The organism is Halorhabdus utahensis DSM 12940 (assembly GCF_000023945.1).
Lineage (GTDB): Archaea > Halobacteriota > Halobacteria > Halobacteriales > Haloarculaceae > Halorhabdus > Halorhabdus utahensis.
Genome location: NC_013158.1, coordinates 1,048,818 through 1,072,666, shown reverse-complemented (window position 1 = coordinate 1,072,666; position 23,849 = coordinate 1,048,818). Strand labels below are relative to the sequence as shown.

Genomic DNA, 23,849 nt, shown 5'->3' with positions numbered 1-23,849 from the left:
GACGGTCGGTCCCGTCCACACCATTCATAGTGGCGGGGGTGTGACTATCGGTCGTGTCTGAAACTGTCCTCCGCGCGACGGATCTGCGTGTACGGCGGGGAGGCAACGACGTCATCGATGGCGTCACGGTGGCTGTCGACGACGGCGAGACGGTGCTCGTCCAGGGACAGAGCGGGAGCGGGAAGACGACGCTGTTCGAGATATTCGGCTTGCTATCGGACTGCTCGTCCGGCGAACTCGTCATCGATGGCGTCGACGTGACGGGACTTTCGAGGCGGGAGCGGGCGCTCTTCCGGCGAGATCGACTGGGCATGGTCTATCAGGACTTCCAGCTGATCGACGATCTGACCGCCCGGGAAAACGCGCAATTGCCACAGAGTCACGCTCGATCGTACGACGACGCGTGGCTCGATACCGTCCTCGACGGACTGGGTATCTCGCCGATCGCCGATCGGTATCCGTCGACGTTGTCCGGGGGCGAAAAACAGCGTGTCGCCATCGCCCGGGCGGTGGCGAACAAACCGGACATCGTTCTCGCCGACGAACCCACGGGGCAACTCGATCCGGAAACGACCGATCGCGTCATCTCGTTGCTGTTCGAGGCCAGTGAACTTGCGGCGACAACGCTGTTGACTGTCAGTCACGACCGTCGGATCACCTCGCATTTCGAAACCATCTATCGACTCACAGACGGCACACTCACCCGGACCGAAACAGGCGATCAGCGACCGATTTCGAGTGATGAGTCATAGACGACAGCTCCTGGCGCGGTATTCGCGTCGCGATCGGCTGTCGATGGTCGTCATCGGCGTCTCGATCGCGTTTCTGACCGGGAGCGCGCTGCTTCTCGTGAGCGGGACCGAGCAGCTACAGACGATCGCCGCTGACTTCGACACGACGGGATACGTGACCGGCTACCGATCCGCCGAGCTGGCGGCCCGCGCTGGCCGTGATGCGGTCTTTCCCATCGCAACGGTCCCGATCGACGGCACGAACGCGACCGTTCTGGGGGTTCCGCCGGGTGCCAACGAGACGATCGCCGCGGCGACGCCGGCGACCGGGCTCGCGAGCGCCCTCACGAACGGCGTGGCGACCGCCGATGTCGGGGCAACGACGGGTGTCGACCAGGTCCGGATCGCCGGCCGCCAGCACGTCGAGATGATTCCCGACAGCTGGTATCTCGCCGAGCGTGGCCTCGTCGACCAACTCGATCCGGATGGCGCTGTCGTGATCGACACCGGCACCGACGCGATCGAGCGGGCGAGCGACCGCGATGCGATCCCGCTGCGAGGGGCTGCACGCTTCTTCGTCAGTGGGGCCCAAGAAGCGCTGTCTCTGTTCGGCGTGATCGTCGCCGGGGTGGCCGGCCTGGTGGGGGTCATCGTCTTCAGCGTCACCCGGATGAGCGTCCAGGATCGGGCGAAGACGATCCGGATCGTCCGGGCGACGGGAGCCACGCCTCGTGCAGTCCGCGCCCTGTTCACGGCGCGAGCCACGATCGTGACGGTGGTCGGCGTCGCGATCGGCTATGCGGTCGGACTCATCGCCGCTCGGGTCGCGGTCAACGCTTCGGTCTTTCTCGGCGTCCCTGTGTCGCTGGACCTCTCACTCTCCCGCCCGGCACTCGGCGTGTTGGTCCCACTCTACCTGGGAGTGGTTCTCTTGGGGGCCATCGCCGGGTATCTCGCGTCCCGGCCGGTGAGTCGGATACCGCCCGCCGCGATCCGATCGAGCGGTGGCGGCGATCCCACCACCGGTGGGTGGATTCGGGAGTGGATTCCAGGCTGGGTCGACCTGACGCTGCTTCGCTTTCGGGCAGTGATTCCGACCATCGCGACGATCACTGTCTTTCTGACGCTATTGGTCGTCCTCGTCTCGACCGGCACAGCGGTGGCCCCCATGGTCGATTCGGGGGACGCGACGATCGTTGAACCGGGCTCCGTTCATCCCGTCGCGAGCTCAGTCCCGGAGTCGTTCGCGACCGTCCTCGAGGACCGGGGGATCGATGCGAGTCCGGAGATCTTGCTGTTTCCGATCGTCGACGGGGAACCGACGCTCGCCCGTGGCGTCGACTTCTCGTCGTTCGCGAACGTGTCCGGGGCATCGCTGGTGACCGGCCGCGCCCCGCGGTCGGCGGACGAAGCGGTCGTCGGCGAGTCCCTCGCCGCCCGGCGAAACCTCTCCGTCGGCGATACCGTCCTGGTGGGCGGGAGCACCCGATCGGCGTTCACGCGGACGACGATCGTCGGCAGTTACGACGCGCCGGGGATCTACGAGAGTCATCTGCTTGTCCCGTTGCCGACGGCCCGCGATCTCAGCACTCGCGCGCCGGGGCAAGTCCACGTCGTCCGAGCGACCCGGCTGCCGGCGGCCGGGAGCGGGATCGACGTCGTCGACGTCTCCGCGCCGGCGACGGTGGTGCGCAACCGGTCGTTCCAGACCACCGTCACCGCCGTCAACGTCGGTCGGACGAATGCAACCCGAACCGTGTCCATCCGGGTCGCGAACACGTCTCGGAACGTGACCCTGGCGATCCCGCCGGGCGAACGAACCGAACGGACGACGACGCTGTCGGTCGCCCGACCCGGTATCTGGTCGATTCGGGCCGGATCGGCGACTCAGTCGATAGCGGTCCGGCAGCCGAACGCCCTCCAGGTTCGCTTCCCGTCGGCAGTTCGCGTCGGGGCTTCCCCACGAGTCGCAGTTTCGACCGCCGCCGGCGAGCCGGTCGACAATGCGACGGTGACACTCGGCAATCGAACTGTGCAAACCGATTCGGCCGGTGTCGCCCGGATCACGGTTCCGCCCGGCGCGGACACGCTTACCGTGACGGCCGATAGCCGAACCGTGACCGAGTCTGTCACGGCGATCAGTGACCGGGTTGACCGCGACGATCGGTCCGGCGGCGACGGTCGACCGCTGGTTTCGGTCTCGATCCAGCCCGAATCCCCCGGATTCCGAGTCCAGCCGACCGCCCGGATACACCTCGAAAACCCCTGGAACCGGACGGTCGCTCCCGAGTTGACGATCTCTGGGCCGACGAGCAGCCACGATCGGACAGTGTCACTCGATCCCGGGGAAACGACGACAGTTTCGGCCCAGCTATCGCGCAATCCACCGGGCGAGTACGACGTGACAGTGACAGACGACACGGACACTGAACTGGCCCGAACCACGATGGTCGTGACGGGTAACGAGCGCCTCGTCGCTGCGCTTGCAACCCACGGCGAGCGGGGGAGTACACCGTTCTCCCGCGCCGTGTCGCTGGTGTTCGGGAACCTCACCCTGCTCGTCGGTGCCGTCGCCGGGCTCGGCGCACTCATGACTGTCGGCGGGCTGACTGCCATCTTCTCCCGGGGTGTCCACGCCAGACGGCGGACGATCGGGATCTACCGGGCGACCGGTGCGACCCCGGGCCAGGTTTTCGTCCTCGTGCTTCGGGACGCCGGCGTGATCGGCACGGTTTCGTTGCTGGTGGCGTTCCCGCTCACCTATCTGCTCCTGGCGTGTCTCTCCTCGGCCGGCGTGCTTTCGGTCTTCGGCGTCGCCATCCAACCGGTGTTCGCCCCCTGGATCGTAGTGCTCGGGACAGCCATCGTGCTCGCGCTCGTCGGTCTCGGTGCCGCTCTCGCCACGGCAACGCTCGTTCGGACCGCCCCGGCGAGGACACTCCTCGGCGAGCGAACCGGAGGGATCGAACGATGATCGGCCCCGATCGTGGTCACTCGACCGGAGCCAGTTGTCTGTGGGCACCAGTCCGGCTGTCGAGGGCGCAGTATCTCCTCGGCCTCCTGGCCGCGTTCAGCGTCGCGGTCGCGCTCCGGATGGGGCCGCTGTTCTGGTCCCCGCTGCCGTTCAACCCCGACGGGATCGTCTACGCCGGCCTCGTCAGGGAGACCATCGCCACCGGCCACTTACCATTGGACGGGCTCCCGGCTGACAGTTTTCATTTCACCACGATGCTTGCCATCTGGGAAACGGTCGTCGGTCATCCGAGTCGGTTCCTCTCCCAGCCGGTGATCGCCATCGTCGGCGCACTTCCGTCGCTCGTGGCCGCCGTCTTTGCTCATCGACTGACCGGACGACTGGGCTGGTCACTCTCGGGACGCCGGCTCGCTGGATCGCTTGCCAGCCTCCTGCTCGCGGTCGATGGCGTCTACCTTCACCGGTCGATGCCCGTCGACGAACAGACTGTCGGGCTCCTCGTCGTCCCGCTGGCTGCACTCGTCCTGGCTCGGTCGATGCCGGACGGCAGACGTCGCTGGTACGTCGTGCTCGGGGCACTCCTCGTGAGTTTGCCGCCGTTGCATAACCTCGACAGCATGGTCGCGCTGTTCGCCCTCGTCCTGGTCGTCTGTGTCCGTCGCGTCAGCGTCCGAACCCTCCTGGTCGGGGGTCTCGTCGCACTCGGGTTCCTGGGCTATTTCGTGGGCTACTCCTGGGGCATTGCCGCACTCACGCCGGCAACCGTCATCCAGTCACAGCGGATCAGTTACGCGCCGGGACTGTTGGCCGCCTGGCTCATCCTCGTCGGTCTGCTGCTGGCCCGATTTTCGCGTCTCGGAACCCGGACCCAGCGACTGTTGCTCACCGGGACGTTCGCGAGCTTCGTCGCGATTGCGGCTGTCAACGCTGTCCGTCCCGTCTTCCCTGGAATGGGGACGACGCCGGACGCAGTCGTATTGCTGGTGCTGCCCCTGTTGATTCCGCTCACGATCGGGGCCTGGGCGGTCCCGCTGGGTGACCGTTCGATGCCCGAATGGCTCGCGCTGTTGGCACTCCTTGGAGCCGGGTTCGCCATCGCGGGCATGTCATTCACCGCGACGCTCACTCCTGAATACTACAACACTGCCTATCGCGTCCAGACGTTCCTTCATCTCCCGATCGCCGTCTTCGTCGCGCTCGGGATCGGCACGCTGCTGGATCGAATGGGTCGAGTGGTGCCCCGCCAGTCATGGCGACAGGGAGTGTCCACTGTGGCAGTCGTTGGGGTAGTGATCTGTATGGCGATCTCCATTCCGGTGGCGTTCGCCGGCTTGGAGTACCTTCCCTACAAGGGCGTCACGACGTCAGGGGAGTTCGCGGCCGCCGAGTTCAGCGTCACGTCGCTGCCGGAGTGGACCAGCGACGATCATATTTCGCGTGTTTCCCGATACTTTTCGCCGGGGAACTCCGGGACGAACACGACACTCCATCGCGTGGCCCCCGTTTTCGACTGGATCGAGGGCGGCCCGCCGCCGGGCTGTCCGACAGTCGTCCAGTCCTCCTGGACGACGACTGGCGCACAGGTGTTTCCCCAACCCCCGATCGTGATCGACGACGGCCGTCTCTGGAAGTACATGCACGCGAACGATCGCATCTACAGCAATTCGGCACCCGATCCGCTCACGATCGTCCGTCCACCCGGTCTGTCGAGAAGTTGCTGACAGATTACTCGGCCGAGGACGGTATTTCGTCCTCTCGTGGGTGCGCGCTCGCGTCGTCCGGTTCCGTCGCCGGGACGGACTGAAGGATGGACTCGATCACCGCGTCGGCGCTTCGATCAGTCAACTCGGCGTCCGTGCTGAGGATCAGCCGATGTCGCAAGACCGGCTTCGCGAGTTGCTTGATGTCGTCGGGGATGACGTACCCGCGGCCGTGGATCGCCGCCCGAGCTTTCCCGGCGTCCATCAACGTCAGCGTCGCTCGCGGTGACGCCCCGACGTCGATGTCCGGTGAGGATCGGGTCGCCTCGACGATGCCCAGAATGTACTCCTTGACGCTGTCGTCGACGTACTGCTCGGTTACCTGGTCACGGAGCGACCGGATACGCTCCTCGTCGACGACCTGCTGGATTCGATCGGCATCGAGCGTCGGTTCCGCGTCGAACCGATCCAGGAGCTGTCGTTCGTCGTCCTGGTTCGGCGTCTCCACGATAAGTTTGAACTGGAAGCGATCGCGCTGGGCTTCCGGGAGTTCGAACGTCCCCTCCATCTCGATGGGATTTTGCGTCGCGATCACCATGAACGGATCCGGTAAGGGGAGCGTTTCGCCGTCGATCGTCACGTGGTTCTCCTGCATCGCTTCCAGCAGCGCGGACTGGGCCTTCGGCGTCGCCCGGTTGATCTCGTCGGCGACCACGATGTTCCCGAAGATCGGCCCGCGCTGGAGTTCGAACTCCCCGGTGGGCTCGCGATACACTTGCGTCCCTGTGATGTCCGCCGGGAGGATGTCCGGCGTCATCTGGATGCGCTTGTAGGTTAGTCCGGTCGCCTCCGCATAGAGGTTCGCCGCCGTCGTCTTGGCCACACCGGGCACCCCTTCGAGCAGGACGTGCCCACGCGTCAACAGCGAGACCGTGAGCTGCTCGACGATGTCTTCGTTGCCGACGAGGACGGTCCCGATCTCCTCACGTAGCGCATCGTACACTGCCTCCGCGTCACTCATTGTGCCTACCTGCGGTGAGGCGACAGTAATATGTTTGCCATTTTCGGCGTCTGCTCACCGCCGAACGAGCGGTCGAAACAAACACGGTTCCGGAACTAGTCTGTCCGAATGTGAGTACCCACGCCCGGTTGGTCGCCGTCCTCTGCTGTCTCTTGGTTGGCGTCGGCGGTGTCGCTGTCACTGTCGGCGGGGCAACTGACGGGCCAGTCACGGAAGCCCACCCAGTCCTGGACCAATCCCCGCTCTCGGAGACGATCGCACAGCAATCTCCCGGCGAGGGTTCGGCTAACGGCACAAGTACGAATCAGACGGACCATCACCGCAACCCGGAGAACGTCTCCGAAGATGGGTCCCAGAGCGCCGTCAAACGCTGGCTCGTTGGTTCGATGGCGGGCCGGCTCGAAGGTGGTGCGATCAATCTGAGTCAGGGGCAGTATCAGCTAGCCCGCTCTCTTCTCGGTGAGGGATTCGGTAACGATTTGGGTCGATACGTCAATGTCGCCGGCGACACTGATATCCAACAGGACGATCAGGTCGCGAAGACGTTCAACGAAACCCAACAGACGCAACAGACATATTCTGAGCAAGTCCGTGAGTTTGAGCAGTTGTATGAGGAGTATCAGGAAGCCAAAGAAGCTGGTAACACCGTGCAGGCTCGTCGACTCGCAAAGCGACTCGAACGTCTCGGTTCGAACATCAACGAGACCGGACAAACGCTCGTTGAGAGATACGAAACGCTTTCGAATATCACTGGAGCTTCACTTGAAGATGGCCAGCAAGCTATTTTGAACACGACGAACCGTACACTCTCCCAGGTCGAAGCCGTGGTCGAGCAGTCTCTCGTCCGGACGGAACTCCGAATCACGTCAGTCTCACCGACAGCGGCCTACGACGACCCTCTCGTGATCGAAGGGCAGTATGTGACGGAGAACGGAACCGCGATCGGCGACAGTGTGATCGCACTCGCCGTCCCTGGTCCTGGTTCGAAGACGACCACGGCGTCGAATGGGAGCTTCCGACTGACCCATCGGCCGATCGACCTCGAAACTGGCGATCAGACCATCACGGTCTCAGCCACGCCGGACAACGCCTCGGTGTATCTCCCAACCACGACGACAGTCACGACGAACATTTCGTCGGTCGACCCTCGCGTTGCGTTTATCGACAGTTTCGACCGGATCTCGTTCGGTGCGGAGCGGTCAGTCGTCGTCGACGTCACCGTGGCCGAACGTCCAGCCGGTGACGTACCAGTGGCGATCACGCTTGACGGGCGGACACTCGCAACCGGTCGAACGACCGAATCGGGTAGGTTCGAATCGGCTGTCCAGCTCCCGCCATCCGTTCGAAACGGGACGGTGGATCTCACTGCCCGCGCCGGGACCGACAGCCGGGCAGTCGCCGCATCGAGCGCGACACGAACAGTCACCGTCGAATCGTCACCGACTGACCTCTCGCTTGCGACGACCAACGGCAGTTCGATCCGCGTTCACGGCGAGTTGCTCGCTGCCAATGGCGTGCCGGTCGCCGACCAGCCGATCCGGCTCAGCGTCGATGGGACGGTGGTCGACATCGTCCGAACGAACGCGACGGGTGTCTTTACAGGGTTGATCGACAGTGAGAGTGCGACGGTCGGACAGTCGGTGACCATCACTGCCCGCTACGACGAACCGACCTCGAACCTGGAACCATCCCGGGCGAGTGCCGTCGGCGAACGACTGAAGCAAGAGACGAATACACCGGGTGAATCCGGCGGACCGAACGCACCGGGTGAATCCGGCGGACCGAACGCACCGGGTGATCAAAGCAGCCCACTGTGGGACGCCCTTACGAATCCAATTGTCGTGGGAGCAGGTGTCGTCTCGGTCGCTGGCTTGTTCATTGCCGGGTATTTCTGGCGTCGTCGTTCGCCGTCGGCGACGCCGACAGCGACACAGTCCGGTCAATCCGGGACAGAGACGCCACAGACGCCAGAACCGACCGCAACAACCCTTGCCGATGTCGAGGCGGCGATCGAACACGATTGGCCCGACGCAGCCGTCATCTCCCTCTATGAGGTGGTCAGCAGATACGCCGCTGCGGATGTACGCCCCGACCTGACGCCACGCGAACGATATCGTGCAGCCAGGGACGCACTGTCCGCCGAGCAGGCGACTGTTTTCGAGCGTGTGACGACCCTGTACGAACAGGCGAAGTTCGCGCCGGAAAGCGTCCCTACGGATCGGATCGAAGACATGATCGCAGCTGTCCGGCAGGACTTTGGTGAGGACGCAGACGCCCCCGCAGACGACTAGCCGTGGCTTCGACGATCAGGAATCGTCGCTGCTCGTGTCCCTGTCGCCGGATCGACGCGTCGCGAGCTGTGTGGCGATCCGGGTGACGCGATCGTGATCCCAGTCCGGATGCTGCTTCGAGACGAGGTCGACGATCTCGGCCTCGGTCAGCGCCACATCCTCAGCTGCCGGTGCCCGGCGACTGAACCGGTTGCGTATGGCCCGCCCGTATCTGGCCATGACGACGATGCCACCGACGAGCAGTGTTCCGAACAGGAACTGCGTGAGTGGGCCCGACCGGATCAGTTTCAGCAGTCGGACGAGCGGCGGGATCCCGCCGGAGTGGGTGTAATCGAACCGTACTCGTTGGGCATCACCGAACAGCGTCTGTGCGAACGCCCGGTTGTCGCCCCGGTCGAGCATGGAGTTGATGAACACGCTCGGATCGCTGAGCGTCAGAACGGTTCCGTTCCCGACTGATTCCCGGGTGAGGATCGGGTACGCCCGCATCGACTCCGCGTCGTCGAGTTCGCCGTTGCGATTCTCGTCGGCGTAGGCATATGGCGAGGTGGACGCCATCACGGTCGCGTTCGTGCCGTTCGGCGTCACGACCGCGGAGGGATAGTTCAGGGCGAGTTCGTCGACTCCCACAGTTCCGTTGACGTTCGTCGCCAGCGGGAAGGCCGGCGAGCGGCCGTAATTTCGCTCGTCACGGAGCAATCGCCCGTCGATTCTGGCCGTGGCGTCGATCCCAGCCAGCAACTCGTTCGCACCGGCCCCGAAATCCCCGCCGACGAGCAGGGTTCCGCCACCTCTCAGGAACGTCTCGATGCGTTCGAGCTCTGCGGGGGTGTATGGTTCGCTCGGGCCGAGGACGACAGCAAGCGTCCCGTTGCCTGCCAGTCGGTCGTACGCGCTCGCGTTCTCGAGGACGGCACTGTCGGTCGTTTCGCCGGCGACCGTCCGGAGATCAGCCGTTCCGTCCCAGCCGTAATTGAACGCGCCGAAGGCCGTCGCCGACGTCGCGGCACCGAACAGTATCGCCCCAGCCACCGCGATCGTTATAGCTACGAGAACGGCTTCCGGAACCGTGACGTCACGCAAATCTCTCATCAGAACACCCCCTCCGGGAGTATCGACAGGATTCGCCTGACGACGACGTACGCAAAGACGACGAGGCCGGCCAGTATCACCCACTTCAGCCGGGATCGCCACCGCGGCGTGAGGTTGAACGGGGCCGTCAGCTCCGTCACGACGAGGACGCCGATCAGCGTGAGGACGAAGTACAGCTCATAGGAGAGGGACTGCAGTACGACGAGAACGAGCAGGGCGCTCAACGCCCAGGCGAGCACGCCGACGACGTACTGCTGGCGGCGTCGCGTTGTCACTATCCCATCAGCGTGGTGCGACGGGTTAGAAAGTATCGGGATCCACTCGGGTGGTTGTCAACCGGTCCATTGTTCGATAACGGTCTATCGGGGCTTTCAGTATTTTTCGTCCAGCGTTTGCTTCCCCTGCCCCCGGAAACGAAGACATTTCCGTTCGGGTCACTGTCCTCCCCGTAATGTGGCCGTGGGGACACGCAGCTGTCGGCTATCTCTGCTACGTCGGGATCGCGACGATCACGGGCGATCGCCGGTACGGCCTGCCGGTCCTGGCCGTGTTGCTCGGCACGCAGTTCCCTGACCTGATCGACAAACCCCTAGCCTGGACAGTCCCGCTGTTGCCGTCTGGCCGGTCACTCGCTCATTCACTGGTCACGACCGGCCCCGTTCTGTTGGGCGCGCTCCTGATCGCATATCGGGCCCGTCCCCGTCGCTCGTACCTGGTGGCGACTCTCGGGTTCGCACTGGGTCACGTCACTCACGTCCTCGGTGACGGCCTCCATGCGTTCCTCGACGGTATGTACTCGGATCTCTCGTATCTGGCCTGGCCGGTGTTGGCACCGCCGGCATACGAGACCGAACAGAGCTTCATCGCGCACTTCCAGCAGTTCGAACCGACCGGCACGGTTCTGTTCGAGTTTGCACTCGTTGGACTCGCGATTGCCGTCTGGGTGATCTTACGGGTCAGATCAGGTGGCCGTTCCCTCTGGTTCCGACGGCTCCGGAAGATGACCTAGCTTCGCCGACAGGATCGCAACTCTCACGCGATCTCGCCCCAGACACAACGAACGATCCCGTCGTCGGCGTCGGGAACCTCGACTCGGACTGGTTCGCCGACGTGTCGTGCGAGCCCCGTTGCAAGGAAGGACACGATCGGCTGATCGAACGCCTGGACGGTTCCACACGTACTGCCAGTGATCTCGAATCGCGCTTCGTTGTCCGCCGGAATTACCGTTGTCTCGACGCTTCGGGCTAGTCCGAACTGTTCGACGATTGCATCGGCCAACTGGGCCGAGAATTGTTCGGGGTTGTTTGCGGCGGTCGTGACCGTTTCGAACTCCGCGTACAGTGATCCCCCCGTTGGATGGAGCGACACACCGCGTTCCCGCTGGTCACCAGTGACGACGAACAGTGAGTTGAGGGCCTGTTCGTCGGGGATAGTATAGTTGCGGTGTGCCGGAACGTACAGCCTGGCGTCACGCTCTCCGACGGGTACGTAGAGTCGTGTCTCCTGAAGCCCAAGTTCCTCGACCATCGCGGCCCCATTGTTCGCCGTGGCGTCGAAGATCTGCTCGCTGACGCTGGCGGCGTGGAATGTCTCGGGCGTGATGAACCACGTGAGAATCGCGGCGAAGAGACCTGTCCCGCCAAGCGTGACCAGAACCGTGCGGACGTCCGGGAACAGCAAAGCGCCACCGAACGAGAGCAGGCCCACAACGAGAAATGCAACCATCGTTCGACGGTACGTGGTCCGCTTGGCCTGTCGGAACTGATCGCGAAGGCGCTCGTTTTCGGTTCGGAGGACTGCGAGTTCGGCCTCACCGACCACGCCCGCATCTATCTCTTGCTCCTCCGCTCCCCTGTTCGATGCTGTCGCGTCCGCAAGTGTATCCATACTCATGCCATTTCACCGTCAGCTAGTCCGAGTGCAACGAGTTCGTACCGATGGATCGCGTAACTGCCCAGTGCAACGACCAGCACGACCACCCCGGTTGCGGCGGCGAGGGATTCGCCCCAGACGAACGTCGCCAGCGCCGTACCCGAGAGAACGAGGAGAACGGCGAGTCCCGAGCGGATTGTGCGGACCGAAAGCCCGTCTTCGGCGAGGAGTGCCAGCACGAGGAGTGTCGGACCGATCTCGAGGATCGCAATCACGGCGAGTGGGGCGTTCGGGGCGACGATGCCGGCACCGACTTGCGTGAGTGCAACCGCCCCGATTCGTGTCTCACGTGTCCAGAGCAACAGGCCCACACCGAGCGTGGCTACCGCAATCATGGGGTTGTTCGACGCAAGTACCAGGCCAGTGGCGAGCCAACCGAATGCGGCGAGGCGTCTCGTGGGCCTGGAGATGGCGGCCCTGACAGTGTCGCTATGACTCATGGGCCACCTCCCCGCCGCGTCGTGTGCGGCCGGCACGCAATGCGGCGTCGATCCGATCACCTGGCCCAACCTCGAAGACCCGCGTGCGTGGGAGCCGATCGAGTGTACGACGAAACTCTTCGAAGGACACGTATGCTTCGTAGGTCGCCTCCATATCTGCGAGTGCGTACCTCTCGAAGAGAGCGTTCGGAGTCAAAAAGGCAACAACCTGGTTGCCGCGCTGGACCGCGAGCTTCACCGCCTCCTGGAGTTCCCGTCGGTGTGTGTCATCAGTTGCGACGACGAGGAGCCGCGTTGGTTCGCTGTCGCTCAGCTGATTGACTGCGTGGAACAACGGCTCGTCGGTGACACGTTCGACGTGGGTTTTGCGTGAGGCGTAATACGGCTGCAGTGTCGTTCCGTACTCTGTCGTGTCACCCTGTAGCACCGTCCCGACTGTATTCGCTCGTGTCGCCTGTGTGGCGGTCTGCTGTCTCTGATCGCCGTGGGACTGGCTCCCTGTCGGCGTGAGTTCGTGCAGTCGAGTCCGGACTGATTCGTACTGATTGCGTGTCTGGGATGGGTCGATTTGTGCGGTAATTCCGTCGTCGTCGATCGCCGTGATCCCGAGTGGATCGTCGAGGCCCTCGGCGACGTCGGTCATCGCCAGCAGCACCTCCCGCAGGTACGCGAACTTCGTCTGGCCCTCGTCGCCGTCAGCGAGCGAGTCGCGATGATCGACGACCAGCATCGTCTCGCGATCGGTCTGGGCCTCGAACTCCCGGACGTACGTCTCGTTGAGTCTGGCTGTCGCCTTCCAGTCGATCTGGTTCGAGGGATCGCCAGGCACGTACTTGCGGAGTTCCGCCGGGTCGAGGCCGCTGCCGCCGCGCTGGGCACTATGGCTGCCGTAGGTCGCGGCGATCTCGTCGCCACCGGCCCCGACATGGAGGTTCCGGGGGGCATGTGGCTCGACGACGAGGTCGGGTGTGGTCCCGAGCGTAAGCGTCTCTTCGAAGAGGCCAAACCGGTCGCGGAGTGTGATGGTGGGTTTCGGAAGGGTGAACGCGCCGGCGATCGGCCAGGAGAGGTCGTCGGTCGTCTCTGCGTCGTGGTCGGTCGGGTCCAGGGTAAGTGGTTGTGGGGTACCGCGTGCGCCGGTTGGTACTTGTGGGATGATCTCCATGTCCAGCGCTGTGGACTCTCGCTGCACGGTGAGTGTGACTGTTGTCGACGATTCGACGGCGACGCGTTGCTGTGGGAGTGTTTGTGTGATTGTCGTTGTGTCGATCGTGTGGGCTGCACGGCGGGCGAAGCGAAACTGTTCGGTCAGCAGCCACGCCGAGAGGAGGACGACGCCTGCAAGGAGTGTGGGGGCGGTGTAGAGGAGTGCCAGCCCTGCGAGGGCGAGGATCGTCGCACTGCTGGCCCAGAATCGACGCGTGGCTCGCATTATACAGGCGTTGTCGGAGACGACATTGAAGGTGTTGGTGTCTGGGCTATCGATCTGTTCTACGTCGAAAGCCCTCGGCCTGCTCACGAAAAACGCGAGGGTGAGTCGTTTAGCCACGCGCTCGAACGGATGGTCGGCGGGTACGGCCTGCTTGAGTTCGCGGACGATGTCCAGGACGCCAGCGATGCCTGGGACACTGACGCGCTTGAAGCCGACTTCGAGGCTGATGACGATGCAGACCGCGAGACTCTCGACGAGGAACTCCCGTAAACTACCCTACCTACTTCGCTCGGGGGCAATGGCCCCACTCGCTCGTTGAGGGTTCCGTCAGACGAGGTCTGACGACGTGCAGGCTGTGAGCCTGCACTAGAGCTTTCGCGTGGACTCCCGTTCTATGCCTCAGCAGCGGCAGGGGGAACGTACTCCCCGCTCACGTTCAACATCCCTCGGACCATGCGAACGGGCGTGTAGCGCCCGTGAGCAGATCGCGGGACGCTGAACGTGAATGGAGAGTATGAGCCTCCTGCCGAGAATTCGGCCAGAGCAGGAGGCCACGCTGAACGCCCACGGCTTTAGCCGTGGGTTAGCTTACACATCGTTGTGATTGTAGTGTCCGTCAAGGTACGAACGACACGAAACGTTCACGGGAGGTCGCATAGCCCTCAGAAAAATGACCCACTTGAGTCCGTGAGGGCAGTCACAACGTCCGCTACCGAAAACAGCTGCACGTCGTCCCGGGTTTGCGCGGTTTCTTCCAGTGCATCGGTGAAGCCGGACTGACTAAACAGACAGTACTGTCGGGTTACTTCCGGTTCGTTCGGCGGTGTCCACTCAATACGCTCCGTTCGCGTTTCGACGTCGTCCAGGTGTCCCGGATGCATCGGACTCGCAGTGAACTTCGACTCACCACCGATGATGCGCCCAGTGTGGTCGAGCCCAACGACATCCAGTTCACCCTCCGAGTCCCACCACCCACCGATGCGACTGAACGACGCCTCCGGGAACAGTACCGGGAGTGCGTCTCGGCACACGCCCTCGAAGACACGGCCAACGTAGGCCGGAAACTCCGGACGAATCTGCTCCGTGAACGGATCGTCAGCGGTGATGTGCTGCGGGTTCTTCCCGTAGAGGAACCGGAACCAGAACCGGAACAACGGTTCCTGAATCCGATACCGTTTCGGACTCGATGTCTCCTCTGTAACCGGCTGGTCTTCCTCGATCACCCGGAGTTGTTTCAGTCGCTCGGTATACTGCCAGACCCCCCGCGAGTCATCAAATCCAGCGTAGTCGGCGATCTCGCCCGTTTCGCGCTTCCCATCGGCGAGCGCCCGAAGAATACTCATATATCGCTCCGGTTTCCGCACACTCTCCGTTTGAAGAATCGTCTCGGGCTCACCGTGCAGCCGCCCGTGTTGACTGATAATATGCCGATTTACGTTCGTGGCAAGCGACTCATCGGGCGAGATGAGCTGGAGATAGAACGGTGTGCCGCCAAAGATACTCCAGCTTTCGAGGACTTCGATCGGTTCGTCCGCCGTGGCAGGGTAGTACGGGGCCGCATCACCGAGCGATAGCGGTGTGAGATCCAATCGAACCGTGTCCCGATTGTACAGCGGGGCATCCTGCTCCGTGATCTTGTTCGTCATGATGCTGATCGCTGACCCGACTAAGACAAGCGTCATCTCCGTGTCCTGGAGTTCCGTATCCCACACGCGCTGGAATTTCGTCGGAACGCTCCCATCCGCTTCGACGAGGAACGGCCACTCGTCGATGATGACCGTGGCGTTCTGATCGCCGAGATACCCGAGTAGCGCTTCCCAATCTTCTCGAATCCGCTCACTCCCGGGATACGACGCTTGCGCTTCCCGGATGAAGTCGGAGAGCTGAACCGCGGCGGTATCCCGTGTGGCTTGGTAGTAGACGGTATTCTCGTCGGGGATTGATTCGCGGACAAGCGCTGACTTTCCAATCCGCCGGCGTCCCAGGATGACGATGAACTCAGCGGAATCACTCCCGTAAGCCCGCTGAATCCGCGACAGCTCTTCCGAACGATTGACGAATGAGGGGGGCATGCACGAGTATCAACTCGACGAATCCATAAATATTCCGATGGCTAAATACGATTTGTCTGAACACGATTTGTCTGAACACAGTTTGCAGAGTTTGAGATGCCTCTTCGTTCCGGGTTCAAGCTTCGGGAGAGGCATCACAATAGTACGCGACGGCCCGCTCGAGTTCTTCTTCGAAGGTGTAGTGTGGTTCCCAGCCGAGTGCCTCGATCTTCGTGGTGTCGAGTGCGTAGCGCTGGTCGTGTCCCGGCCGGTCCTCGACGAACGTGATCTGGTCTGCGTCTGCGTCGACGGCCTCGAGAATCGCTTCGGTGACTTCGCGGTTCGTCCGTTCCTCGCCCGAACCGAAGTTGTGAATCTCGCCGATGTTTCCGTCCCGAAGGACGAGATCGATGGCGCGGCCCGTGTCCTCGGAAACCGACGGTTTCCGGGATGCTGAAAACGCGCAGCGTTTTCAAGCACGGTTCGAGTGGGACGACCACGAATGGTCGGAGTTACCACGCTCTCACCGTCCCAAAGAACAGCGCACAGACCCGAGTACCGTCCACCGTGGCGGGAATGTTGCCTTCGGCGAGTCCTAGACCGGCTGAGACTCTCACGGAGGAAACCCCGTCGTGAACGACGGGGAGGATGTCATAACCAAATCAAAATCCAACAGCTCCAGTTCGCGGCTTCGATATGTGCGTCCTGTTCATTGGAGATGAACATACCGTCCGGACCACGGGAGACAAATGGCAGTTCCAGTACTGCTTCGAGATGGCGTCTCATTTCGTCGTGGTCCTCGTCAGTCGCAGCCAAACGGATCACCGTCTCGGCATCCATTGGCGTGCCCTACGTGTGATTCCTGGCCAGCTTCCAGACGATCCGAGCCGTCCCATCCATGCTCAGGCATCGAGCTTCGCATTTACCAGTCCGTTCAGCCGATGGAGTTCTCTGACGAACTCGTCACCGGAGTTGAGCGTGTACTCCTCCGGGGAGGAGTCATCGACGACCCGCACGATGTCGAGCCGGCGAAGCAATGGGAGATGGGTATGAACGGACTGTCTACTCACCCCAGCCAGGTCCGCGAGTTCGGACTTGCTGAAGTGATACTCAGGGGCGTCCATCAGGGCATCGATCATGTAGCCGACGCTGCTATGTTGAGTCAAGATACGCCAGCCGCTTGGATACTCATCACGGAGATCCGTCATGTTTTCGTCAGATTCTGAACGCGTTTGTCGGCTTGCTATACACAGGTGCTGGGACCAGAGAGTGTTGAATCTATTGGACACCACATGTAAGTCTTTTTGCCGGAGTTACTGTTTCGACTGTGTGCCCGCGGGGATCGCGACGCCGACGCTCGGCACCGCGGAGTGTCGCCTGACGGGTCGGCTGGGCGTCCAGTCGGACCTGATCGACAATGCCACCGCCTAGTGCTGGCCGAGCCCGGGGTGAAAGCGTTCACGCTGCCGGCAGCGGGAACGAGTCCGTGACAACTCCAGCTCAACAAGACTTATTGCAGTTTGTATGCAATTCGCTACTATAGATGGCGACAAGCGATGCAGACTGGGATGCGCCACTTGATATGGGTGGCGAGGCGTTCGAGCTTCTCAGAAGCCCTCGCAAGGCATGGATCTACACCTATGTTCACCATCACTCGGCGACGACGGTCCAGGAGATCGTCGAAACGCTTGAGCTCCCACAGCGTACTGTCTACGACTATATCGACGACCTCGAAGCCGCGGACTTACTCGAGCAGTCCAACGACGGACGACCGGCGGAATATACAGCTCACGAGATCGACCTCCAATTGGTTGCAGGCGATGCCGAACAACGAATCACAGTGGCGTTAGTCGAGGCGGTTGCCCGTCGGATACGGGACGACGACATCGATACGTACATCGATCGACATGGACTTGATGGACTCGCCGTCGCACTCGAATACGCTCACGAGTACGCCGACGGCGCTGTGACGCATCACATCATGGCTCGTGAACAAGCACTCTCTCCACTGGAAGCAGGCGTCATTCTTGACGCACTCCGCCCGATCATCGAGGATTGAATCGGAATGGCCCCCAATCGAGACGTCGTATTCATTGATTCGTCAGTTCTTATCAGTTGCGGCCGGCGAGGCGGTGCACGGTTCCAGGCCCTCGCTCGTGAAGCCCGTCAGCGAGATACTGTCTTCCGGATCTCGCCACAAGAGTATGCCGAGGTGACTGGTGATCCAGCACAAGTCACGATGATACAAATATCAACACATGGAAATTCGGACGAACAGATCCAAGTTACAGACTGAGTAAATCACTCTCTCGGCGAGAAGCCAAATACTGCAACGACATCCTCGGTCGAGTTACTGAGGAAGGCCCTGAGATTACCTTCGTGTGACCAGTGGACATTACGCGAAGGGTCGGGAAGCCAGTCGTCGAACTCCCGTGATGATTGAGGAAGAGCCGGCGCGGTGAGACACACCTCACACCGAGTGAAAGCCTGCAGCGTCGGTATGGCTGGAGCGGTACTCCCACACCTCGCACCGAGTGAAGCACTGTGTCTCGAACCGGTCCAGCGTCGGTGGCGTCGGCAGCGATATTTTACTCTGTCTCTGAGTGAGTTTTCCTGTGCTTTCACTCGTTACTTGGTGTGTGTACCAACAAATATTGAATATAAATGGATTTGATGCTCTTTGATTTATGGAGTATTCGTCTTATCTGTGTATACACTCGGTACGAGGTCGATAGATTAAAATATAATGACTTTGTATTGTCCAATATTGATGACTGAAGAAGACGCAACAAATATCTTCGAGACAGGGGATATCTTTGCGAACCGAGAACTCGTGCGGGTTGGTCACGTACCACAGCTTGAACGAGTCGTTGGCCGGGACGATGAAGTCGCGGCGATCGGACGAGCACTCGGGCCCGCGACCGCCGGTGGGCCACCCGAAACAACGATCGTCTACGGAAAAACGGGGACGGGGAAGTCACTCGTTACGCGGTGTGTCTCCCGGCGGGCTCACGACGAAGCACGGAAACACAACGTGTCGTTTCAGCACGCCTACGTTGACTGTTCGGATTACCAGACTGCTGCCAAAGCCAGCAGGGAGATGGCTACCGAGCTTGCGTCGAATCTCGGCGCTGGTCACGATATTCCGCGGGTTGGCATCGCTGCATCTGATTATCGCGACATCGCCTGGGAGTTACTTGCGGAGTATGATGTTGACTCCTTCGTCGTCATCCTCGATGAGATCGACAAACTGGACGACGATGAACTCCTTCGGAGCCTCTCACGGGCTCGTGAGAGCGGCAAGTCCGATTCGCATATCGGCGCGATGTGTATTAGCAACAAGATCGAGTTCCGCGAACGCCTCAACGAGCGCATCGACTCTAGCTTACAGGACAACGAGTTGGTGTTCGACCCGTACGACGCCGGACAGCTCAAAGAGATTCTGGAGCATCGAACGGACGCCTTCGAAGATGGGGTATTAGAACAGGGCGTCATTCCAAAGGTTGCTGCACTTGCCGCCAAAGAGCACGGAGACGCCCGAAAAGCGATCGATACGCTGTACGAAGCGGGACGACTCGCGGAGAAAGAGGGGACCCGGACTGTCTCAGTCGAGCACGTCGATGACGCTGTTCGGCAAGCTGAGGTCAACCGCTTCGAGAAACTGGTCAGCGGAACGACGCCCCACGTAAAATACATTCTACACGCGCTTGCCCTGCTCACCACAGACAACCCCGAACAGGAAGGGTTCCGAACGCACCGAATATACACGCTCTATACGAAACTCGTCGAACGTGACGGCAACGATCCGCTATCCGAAGATCGTGTCTATCGGCTCCTGAAAGAGCAGTCGTTTCTGGGGATCACCGAATCGAACCATACCGGTGGCGGTCAAGGTGGAGGAAGCTATCTCGAACACCGACTGCTACGAGCGCCCGAAATCGTGATCCAGGCGCTCGACGATTCTGCGGGTGACTGAGGAGTTCAGCATTGTGTTGTTTTCACTCGGTGCGGGGTGTGTGCGTCTGGGGCCTCGATGGTCCGAACGTCACTCGTTGTCGGGTGTGTCTCCCCGGTTGATTTTCCTTCGACTTTCGGTTCGAGTCCACGAGGTATTCGTCGATTGTTTCGTCTTGTGGCGGGACGTGGGACTACCAAGTCAGGCCTTCGTAGACGATGCCATTGCGACGATCGATCGCATGGCGGCCGTCGATGACGACCGGCGTCGCCATCGCGTCGAACTCCTCGTCGAGGGCGGTGATGTCCTCCCAATCGGTGACTACCAGCGCCGCGCTTGCCCACAATGTTAACGTGATCATTCTCGATCGAGAGGTGCCCTTCGATACGACGCCTTTTAGTTCGTTCCTGTAACATCTCCGGACATGCATATTCTTGTCACCGGCGGCGCGGGCTTTATCGGCGGGCATCTCGCCGAACAGTTCGTCACTGATGGCCACGATGTCGTCGTTCTGGACAACCTCGATCCCTTTTACGATCTGGACATCAAGCGCCACAACATCGATATCGCTCGCGAAGCTGCGGAGGCTGGAGACGGCAGTTACGAGTTTATCGAAGGCGATGTCAGGGACGCCGACCTCGTGACGGAGCTTGTCACCGACGCCGACTACGTCTACCATCAGGCTGCCCAGGCTGGCGTCCGACCGAGTGTGGAAGATCCGCGGAAATACGACGAGGTCAACGTTGATGGAACGCTGAATCTGCTCGATGCCTGTCGGGACACTGGCATCGAACGGTTCGTTATGGCCTCCTCGTCGTCAGTCTACGGCATCCCGCGGTCGCTGCCGTACGAAGAGACCCATCCGACGACGCCAGTTTCACCCTATGGGGCTTCGAAACTGGCTGCCGAGCGCTACGCGATGGCCTATAGCCAGGTGTATGATCTGTCGGCCGTTGCGCTACGGTACTTCACAGTTTACGGGCCGCGGATGCGCCCGAACATGGCTATCTCGAATTTCGTTTCCCGGTGTATGAACGGCGAACCGCCGATCGTCTACGGCGACGGTACTCAGACCCGTGATTTCACCTATATCGACGATGTTGTTGACGCGAATATTTCGCTGTTGGATACCGACGCTGCAGACGGTCAAGTGCTGAACATCGGATCGACGGATAACATCGAGATCCGGACGCTTGCGGAGGAAATTCGGGATCAACTCGCGCCAGAGCGGGAACTAGTGTATGAGGAGCGTCACGACGCCGATGCCGAGCATACACATTCGGATATTACACGTGCTCGGGAACTGCTCGGATACGAGCCCAGTCACACCATCCGTGAGGGTGTCGAGGAGTTCGTTGGGTGGTATCAGGATAATCGTGGCTGGTACGAATCGCTGGTTCGTAAATGAGGGATAAGACCACCAGACATTTTGTCGCTATATTAATATTTGTATATTTGTTACGCCAGTCATAGAATCCATCTCATAGCCTCTCACAGCCCGGTTCGCTTCCTCGCCCGTAGTTGGTGATTGCAACGACGAGTCGTAGGCAGAGCGCAAGGAACACAGTCCTCCGGGAACCAATCCATTCATACGACATAATTACTCTCATTTTGGCTCTGTAGTTTCGCTAGACGCGACAGCAGCGACTGCGTTATTGCCGTAGAAAGCGAAGAGACGGAGTATTGTGACTTCGGAATTCCGTCTCTTCACCCGTGTTACGGTCGCTAAGGCTAAATCAGTTGTCGCTAACCCGGACGAACCCGCCGACCCCGAAGGGGGTGGCGGGTTCGCCGAGTGGGCGATGCTCACGCTGCATGCACTCCGCATCGAGCTGGGCAAATCCTACCGCGCCGCGGTGGATTTGCTCAGCGAGATGCCAGGCGTCCTCGAAGAAATCGGCCTCACGCGACTGCCTCACTACACGGTTCTCCGCACGTGGTTTGCCCGGATTCCGACTACAACGTGGCGTGCGTTTCTCGGCGCGTCAGCCGAGAAACGCACTGGCCACGCTGCTATCGATTCGACTGGCTTCGACCGCGATCAGCCGAGCCGTCACTACGCCAACCGCACGAACTACCGCGTTCGAGCGCTGAAAGTCACTGCTCTCGTGGATGTCGAAACGCTGTACATCACCGACATCCACTCGACGACCTCGAAGAAACACGATGCGAAGATCGGCCCGCAGGTCGCCCGGCGCAACGCCGGCGACCTGCGGAGCCTCGCTGCTGACCGAGGCTATGACGCGAAAACCTTCCGCGACGAACTCCGTGAGAACGGTATCAGACCGCTGATCAAGCACAGGATCATGAACCCGCTCGATCACGCGCATAACGCCCGCATGGACGGTGATCGGTATCATCAGCGCTCCATGTCAGAAACCGTCTTCTCCTCGATCAAGCGCACGCTCGGCGCTGCCGTGCGTGCGCGCAGCTGGTGGCTGGAATTCCGTGAAATGCTGTTGAAAGCGACCGTCTACAACCTTCGCCGAAGCGTGAGATATCCGTGAAATCAACCGCCGTGTACCGAAACTACAGAGCCCTCATTTTGGACTAACAGCCCCTTTTGCGCTGGCCCAGCCCCGATGACCTGTCGTTATGTTCTTATAGGAAATTGACTTGAATGGACAATACGGATTCGTTAGTCTGAAGTGTGCCTTCTTGGCTGATGCCGTTATCGTTCGAAACCAAGAAATGGCTAATCAAACCGACGGTGAATTATACGTTGTAGAGCGGGGTTTGAATCACGACAAGTTTTACCCGATGGAGCAGAAGGTTCAGAATATGATTGGCTGGGATCCCACAAAGTCTCACGTTCTCTTCCCCTACGCACCTTCTCTCTCGAAGAAGAACTATCCACTTGCACAGCAGGTCGTGGAATCCGCAAATATTGAATTAAAGCGTGAAATCGAACTCCACAGCGAATGCAACGAACCCCACGAGATAATCCCATTCTGCAGGAATGCAGCAGACGTTTTGCTCATGACCTCCAAGAGAGAGGTTCATTCAATACTGTCAAATAATATATGAAATGTGATTCACCAGTCGTGGCGACAGATGTCGGGGGTGTTGCCGAATTGATCACTGGCTCGCAGGCGTCCACCGTCTGTTCAGAAGAAGCATTGGTAAACGCCGTGAAGGACGTCTTCACAAGCGATGGAACCGATGAAGGTGGCCGACAGTCTATCCAAGACCTAACGTGGAATTCACCAGCACAAAGGACACTTGAGATTTATGACTCCGTCTGAGAGTGAGAGGAAATACCGCCTGACAATTCAACTTCAATAGATGTACTCCCTTGATCAACTCATCCGTGGACTCAAGCAAACTAAAGAGAGTCCCAACGTCCTATTCCGGGAACTGAACAAGAACTACCACGGCCTCCGGTCCGGGAAGCAGTACAACAAATACGGGATGGACATCATGGACGCGGAGTGGGATACGCTGATCATCTTGGACGCCTGTCGCTACGACTTATTCGAAGAGCAAAATACCATTGCAGGTGACCTCGACCAACGGACCTCCCGTGGGTCACACACTTCACAGTTCCTCTACGGGAACTTCAACGGCAGAGAACTGTTGGACACGGTCTATACGACGGCGTCCCCCCAACTCCGTTCACGTCGGGACGAGATCGACGTGACGTTTTGTGACGTGAACAACGCCTGGGACAGTTCCTATTGGGACGAAGACGACGGGACAGTTCCCCCGGATAGGATGACAGAGGCCTGTATCGAGTCGTTCAGCGAGTATCCGAAGAAACGCCACATCTTCCACTACATCCAACCGCACTATCCCTTCTTAGTGTCCGAGATCGGCGATTCCACGAGGGGGATCGGTGAGGATCACGCCGAGGGCTACAACCTCTGGAACAGTATTTTCCGGGGGAAATTAGACGCCGATATCGAGTCAATCCACGAGTCGTACGAGAAGAACTTCGAACTCGTACTTGATTCGATAGAGGAACTACTTGAGATGGATCTCGGGCGGGTTGTCGTCACCTCCGACCACGGGAACATGCTCGGTGAGCGGGCTCGTCCAGTTCCGATACGTGAATGGGGCCACCCCTCACGAATTTACACGGATGAGCTCGTAGCCATCCCCTGGCTCGAAGTCGAAGGCTGTGGCAGCAGAGAGATCGAAGAAGTCGAAACGTCGGAGTCCGAAGCGAGCGACGGAGACCAGGTCGAAGACCGACTCGAATCGCTCGGCTATTTATAGATGGCAGATACT

Annotated in this window: 21 protein-coding genes and 2 pseudogenes; 12 read left to right on the top strand and 11 right to left on the bottom strand. The window is 60.7% G+C overall.

The window, feature by feature from the left end:
• Positions 1 to 53 precede the first annotated feature (53 nt).
• The 3 genes from HUTA_RS05345 to HUTA_RS05335 are packed head-to-tail and all read left to right on the top strand — an operon-like array spanning position 54 to position 5,426.
• Positions 54 to 752, top strand: a complete 699-nt coding sequence (locus tag HUTA_RS05345; RefSeq protein WP_015788850.1) for an ABC transporter ATP-binding protein — start codon at positions 54 to 56, stop codon at positions 750 to 752.
• Positions 742 to 3,705, top strand: a complete 2,964-nt coding sequence (locus HUTA_RS05340) for an FtsX-like permease family protein (protein ID WP_079891676.1) — start codon at positions 742 to 744, stop codon at positions 3,703 to 3,705. The genes HUTA_RS05345 and HUTA_RS05340 overlap by 11 nt, the downstream gene beginning before the upstream one ends.
• Positions 3,702 to 5,426: a hypothetical protein gene (locus HUTA_RS05335; protein ID WP_015788848.1), complete on the top strand. Its 1,725-nt coding sequence runs from the start codon at positions 3,702 to 3,704 to the stop codon at positions 5,424 to 5,426. Before HUTA_RS05340 ends, HUTA_RS05335 begins: the two co-directional genes overlap by 4 nt.
• Before the next feature lie 4 nt (positions 5,427 to 5,430).
• On the opposite strand, the gene HUTA_RS05330 is transcribed toward HUTA_RS05335, so the two are convergent.
• Positions 5,431 to 6,426: an AAA family ATPase gene (locus HUTA_RS05330; RefSeq protein WP_015788847.1), complete on the bottom strand. Its 996-nt coding sequence runs from the start codon at positions 6,424 to 6,426 to the stop codon at positions 5,431 to 5,433.
• A gap of 110 nt (positions 6,427 to 6,536) precedes the next feature.
• On the opposite strand from HUTA_RS05330, the gene HUTA_RS05325 reads away from it, so the two are divergent.
• On the top strand, positions 6,537 to 8,717 hold the full coding sequence (locus HUTA_RS05325; protein WP_015788846.1) for a DUF4129 domain-containing protein: 2,181 nt from the start codon (positions 6,537 to 6,539) through the stop codon (positions 8,715 to 8,717).
• 15 nt (positions 8,718 to 8,732) lie between these two features.
• Here HUTA_RS05325 and HUTA_RS05320 read toward each other — a convergent pair whose 3' ends face one another.
• Together HUTA_RS05320 and HUTA_RS05315 are read right to left on the bottom strand one after the other, a co-directional pair.
• Entirely contained in the window at positions 8,733 to 9,809 is a 1,077-nt protein-coding gene (locus HUTA_RS05320; RefSeq protein WP_015788845.1) for a DUF4350 domain-containing protein, read from the bottom strand.
• Positions 9,809 to 10,084 (bottom strand): hypothetical protein, encoded by a 276-nt coding sequence (locus tag HUTA_RS05315; protein WP_049941205.1) that lies wholly within the window; start codon positions 10,082 to 10,084, stop codon positions 9,809 to 9,811. Before HUTA_RS05315 ends, HUTA_RS05320 begins: the two co-directional genes overlap by 1 nt.
• A 176-nt stretch (positions 10,085 to 10,260) precedes the next feature.
• Between HUTA_RS05315 and HUTA_RS05310 the strand changes: the two genes are divergently transcribed.
• A complete protein-coding gene (locus HUTA_RS05310) occupies positions 10,261 to 10,818 on the top strand; it encodes a metal-dependent hydrolase (protein ID WP_015788843.1) in 558 nt (185 codons plus the stop codon).
• A 23-nt stretch (positions 10,819 to 10,841) separates the two neighbouring features.
• Here the strand turns inward: HUTA_RS05310 and HUTA_RS05305 are convergent, their stop codons facing one another.
• The 3 genes from HUTA_RS05305 to HUTA_RS05295 are packed head-to-tail and all read right to left on the bottom strand — an operon-like array spanning position 10,842 to position 13,613.
• Positions 10,842 to 11,702, bottom strand: a complete 861-nt coding sequence (locus tag HUTA_RS05305; RefSeq protein ID WP_015788842.1) for a hypothetical protein — start codon at positions 11,700 to 11,702, stop codon at positions 10,842 to 10,844.
• On the bottom strand, positions 11,699 to 12,181 hold the full coding sequence (locus tag HUTA_RS05300) for a hypothetical protein (RefSeq protein ID WP_015788841.1): 483 nt from the start codon (positions 12,179 to 12,181) through the stop codon (positions 11,699 to 11,701). Before HUTA_RS05300 ends, HUTA_RS05305 begins: the two co-directional genes overlap by 4 nt.
• Positions 12,171 to 13,613 (bottom strand): DUF58 domain-containing protein, encoded by a 1,443-nt coding sequence (locus HUTA_RS05295; RefSeq protein WP_049941202.1) that lies wholly within the window; start codon positions 13,611 to 13,613, stop codon positions 12,171 to 12,173. Before HUTA_RS05295 ends, HUTA_RS05300 begins: the two co-directional genes overlap by 11 nt.
• A gap of 129 nt (positions 13,614 to 13,742) precedes the next feature.
• Here HUTA_RS05295 and HUTA_RS15530 point away from each other — a divergent pair, with 129 nt between their 5' ends.
• A complete protein-coding gene (locus HUTA_RS15530) occupies positions 13,743 to 13,883 on the top strand; it encodes a hypothetical protein (protein WP_015788839.1) in 141 nt (46 codons plus the stop codon).
• Positions 13,884 to 14,275: 392 nt separating this feature from the next.
• On the opposite strand, the gene HUTA_RS05290 is transcribed toward HUTA_RS15530, so the two are convergent.
• The 4 genes and pseudogenes from HUTA_RS05290 to HUTA_RS05275 all read right to left on the bottom strand — a co-directional run bounded on the left by HUTA_RS05290 (position 14,276) and on the right by HUTA_RS05275 (position 16,872).
• Positions 14,276 to 15,685 (bottom strand): ATP-binding protein, encoded by a 1,410-nt coding sequence (locus HUTA_RS05290; protein ID WP_015788838.1) that lies wholly within the window; start codon positions 15,683 to 15,685, stop codon positions 14,276 to 14,278.
• Positions 15,686 to 15,800: 115 nt separating this feature from the next.
• Positions 15,801 to 16,094: pseudogene (locus HUTA_RS14975) on the bottom strand (GDP-mannose 4,6-dehydratase); the annotation flags it as partial.
• A gap of 221 nt (positions 16,095 to 16,315) precedes the next feature.
• Positions 16,316 to 16,504, bottom strand: coding sequence for a hypothetical protein (locus HUTA_RS05280; RefSeq protein WP_015788837.1), 189 nt, complete (start codon positions 16,502 to 16,504; stop codon positions 16,316 to 16,318).
• A gap of 62 nt (positions 16,505 to 16,566) precedes the next feature.
• Positions 16,567 to 16,872 (bottom strand): winged helix-turn-helix domain-containing protein, encoded by a 306-nt coding sequence (locus tag HUTA_RS05275; protein WP_015788836.1) that lies wholly within the window; start codon positions 16,870 to 16,872, stop codon positions 16,567 to 16,569.
• Positions 16,873 to 17,207: 335 nt separating this feature from the next.
• On the opposite strand from HUTA_RS05275, the gene HUTA_RS05270 reads away from it, so the two are divergent.
• Together HUTA_RS05270 and HUTA_RS05265 are read left to right on the top strand one after the other, a co-directional pair.
• On the top strand, positions 17,208 to 17,723 hold the full coding sequence (locus HUTA_RS05270) for a winged helix-turn-helix domain-containing protein (RefSeq protein ID WP_015788835.1): 516 nt from the start codon (positions 17,208 to 17,210) through the stop codon (positions 17,721 to 17,723).
• A 711-nt stretch (positions 17,724 to 18,434) separates the two neighbouring features.
• Positions 18,435 to 19,640, top strand: a complete 1,206-nt coding sequence (locus HUTA_RS05265) for a Cdc6/Cdc18 family protein (protein ID WP_015788834.1) — start codon at positions 18,435 to 18,437, stop codon at positions 19,638 to 19,640.
• A 172-nt stretch (positions 19,641 to 19,812) separates the two neighbouring features.
• On the opposite strand, the pseudogene HUTA_RS15230 reads toward HUTA_RS05265, so the two are convergent.
• Positions 19,813 to 19,959: pseudogene (locus HUTA_RS15230) on the bottom strand (UDP-glucose/GDP-mannose dehydrogenase family protein); the annotation flags it as partial.
• Between the two features lie 84 nt (positions 19,960 to 20,043).
• Here HUTA_RS15230 and HUTA_RS05260 point away from each other — a divergent pair.
• The 4 genes from HUTA_RS05260 (at position 20,044) to HUTA_RS05245 (ending at position 23,837) form a co-directional block, all read left to right on the top strand.
• Entirely contained in the window at positions 20,044 to 21,027 is a 984-nt protein-coding gene (locus HUTA_RS05260; protein ID WP_015788833.1) for an SDR family oxidoreductase, read from the top strand.
• A 277-nt stretch (positions 21,028 to 21,304) separates the two neighbouring features.
• Positions 21,305 to 22,126: an IS5-like element ISHut1 family transposase gene (locus HUTA_RS05255; protein ID WP_015788832.1), complete on the top strand. Its 822-nt coding sequence runs from the start codon at positions 21,305 to 21,307 to the stop codon at positions 22,124 to 22,126.
• A 274-nt stretch (positions 22,127 to 22,400) separates the two neighbouring features.
• On the top strand, positions 22,401 to 22,646 hold the full coding sequence (locus HUTA_RS05250) for a hypothetical protein (protein WP_143920330.1): 246 nt from the start codon (positions 22,401 to 22,403) through the stop codon (positions 22,644 to 22,646).
• A gap of 258 nt (positions 22,647 to 22,904) precedes the next feature.
• Positions 22,905 to 23,837, top strand: a complete 933-nt coding sequence (locus HUTA_RS05245; RefSeq protein ID WP_015788831.1) for an alkaline phosphatase family protein — start codon at positions 22,905 to 22,907, stop codon at positions 23,835 to 23,837.
• Positions 23,838 to 23,849: the final 12 nt, after the last annotated feature.

Coding starts and splice junctions, on each gene's coding strand:
- HUTA_RS05310 (WP_015788843.1), top strand. CDS start 10,261: ATGTGGCCGTGGGGACACGCAGCTGTCGGCTATCTCTGCTACGTCGGG.
- HUTA_RS05340 (WP_079891676.1), top strand. CDS start 742: ATGAGTCATAGACGACAGCTCCTGGCGCGGTATTCGCGTCGCGATCGG.
- HUTA_RS05245 (WP_015788831.1), top strand. CDS start 22,905: ATGTACTCCCTTGATCAACTCATCCGTGGACTCAAGCAAACTAAAGAG.
- HUTA_RS05320 (WP_015788845.1), bottom strand. CDS start 9,809: ATGAGAGATTTGCGTGACGTCACGGTTCCGGAAGCCGTTCTCGTAGCT.
- HUTA_RS05270 (WP_015788835.1), top strand. CDS start 17,208: ATGGCGACAAGCGATGCAGACTGGGATGCGCCACTTGATATGGGTGGC.
- HUTA_RS05275 (WP_015788836.1), bottom strand. CDS start 16,872: ATGACGGATCTCCGTGATGAGTATCCAAGCGGCTGGCGTATCTTGACT.
- HUTA_RS05260 (WP_015788833.1), top strand. CDS start 20,044: ATGCATATTCTTGTCACCGGCGGCGCGGGCTTTATCGGCGGGCATCTC.
- HUTA_RS05290 (WP_015788838.1), bottom strand. CDS start 15,685: ATGCCCCCCTCATTCGTCAATCGTTCGGAAGAGCTGTCGCGGATTCAG.
- HUTA_RS05300 (WP_015788841.1), bottom strand. CDS start 12,181: ATGAGTCATAGCGACACTGTCAGGGCCGCCATCTCCAGGCCCACGAGA.
- HUTA_RS05265 (WP_015788834.1), top strand. CDS start 18,435: ATGACTGAAGAAGACGCAACAAATATCTTCGAGACAGGGGATATCTTT.
- HUTA_RS05335 (WP_015788848.1), top strand. CDS start 3,702: ATGATCGGCCCCGATCGTGGTCACTCGACCGGAGCCAGTTGTCTGTGG.
- HUTA_RS05330 (WP_015788847.1), bottom strand. CDS start 6,426: ATGAGTGACGCGGAGGCAGTGTACGATGCGCTACGTGAGGAGATCGGG.
- HUTA_RS05305 (WP_015788842.1), bottom strand. CDS start 11,702: ATGAGTATGGATACACTTGCGGACGCGACAGCATCGAACAGGGGAGCG.
- HUTA_RS15530 (WP_015788839.1), top strand. CDS start 13,743: ATGGTCGGCGGGTACGGCCTGCTTGAGTTCGCGGACGATGTCCAGGAC.
- HUTA_RS05280 (WP_015788837.1), bottom strand. CDS start 16,504: ATGGATGCCGAGACGGTGATCCGTTTGGCTGCGACTGACGAGGACCAC.
- HUTA_RS05295 (WP_049941202.1), bottom strand. CDS start 13,613: ATGCGAGCCACGCGTCGATTCTGGGCCAGCAGTGCGACGATCCTCGCC.
- HUTA_RS05250 (WP_143920330.1), top strand. CDS start 22,401: ATGATTGGCTGGGATCCCACAAAGTCTCACGTTCTCTTCCCCTACGCA.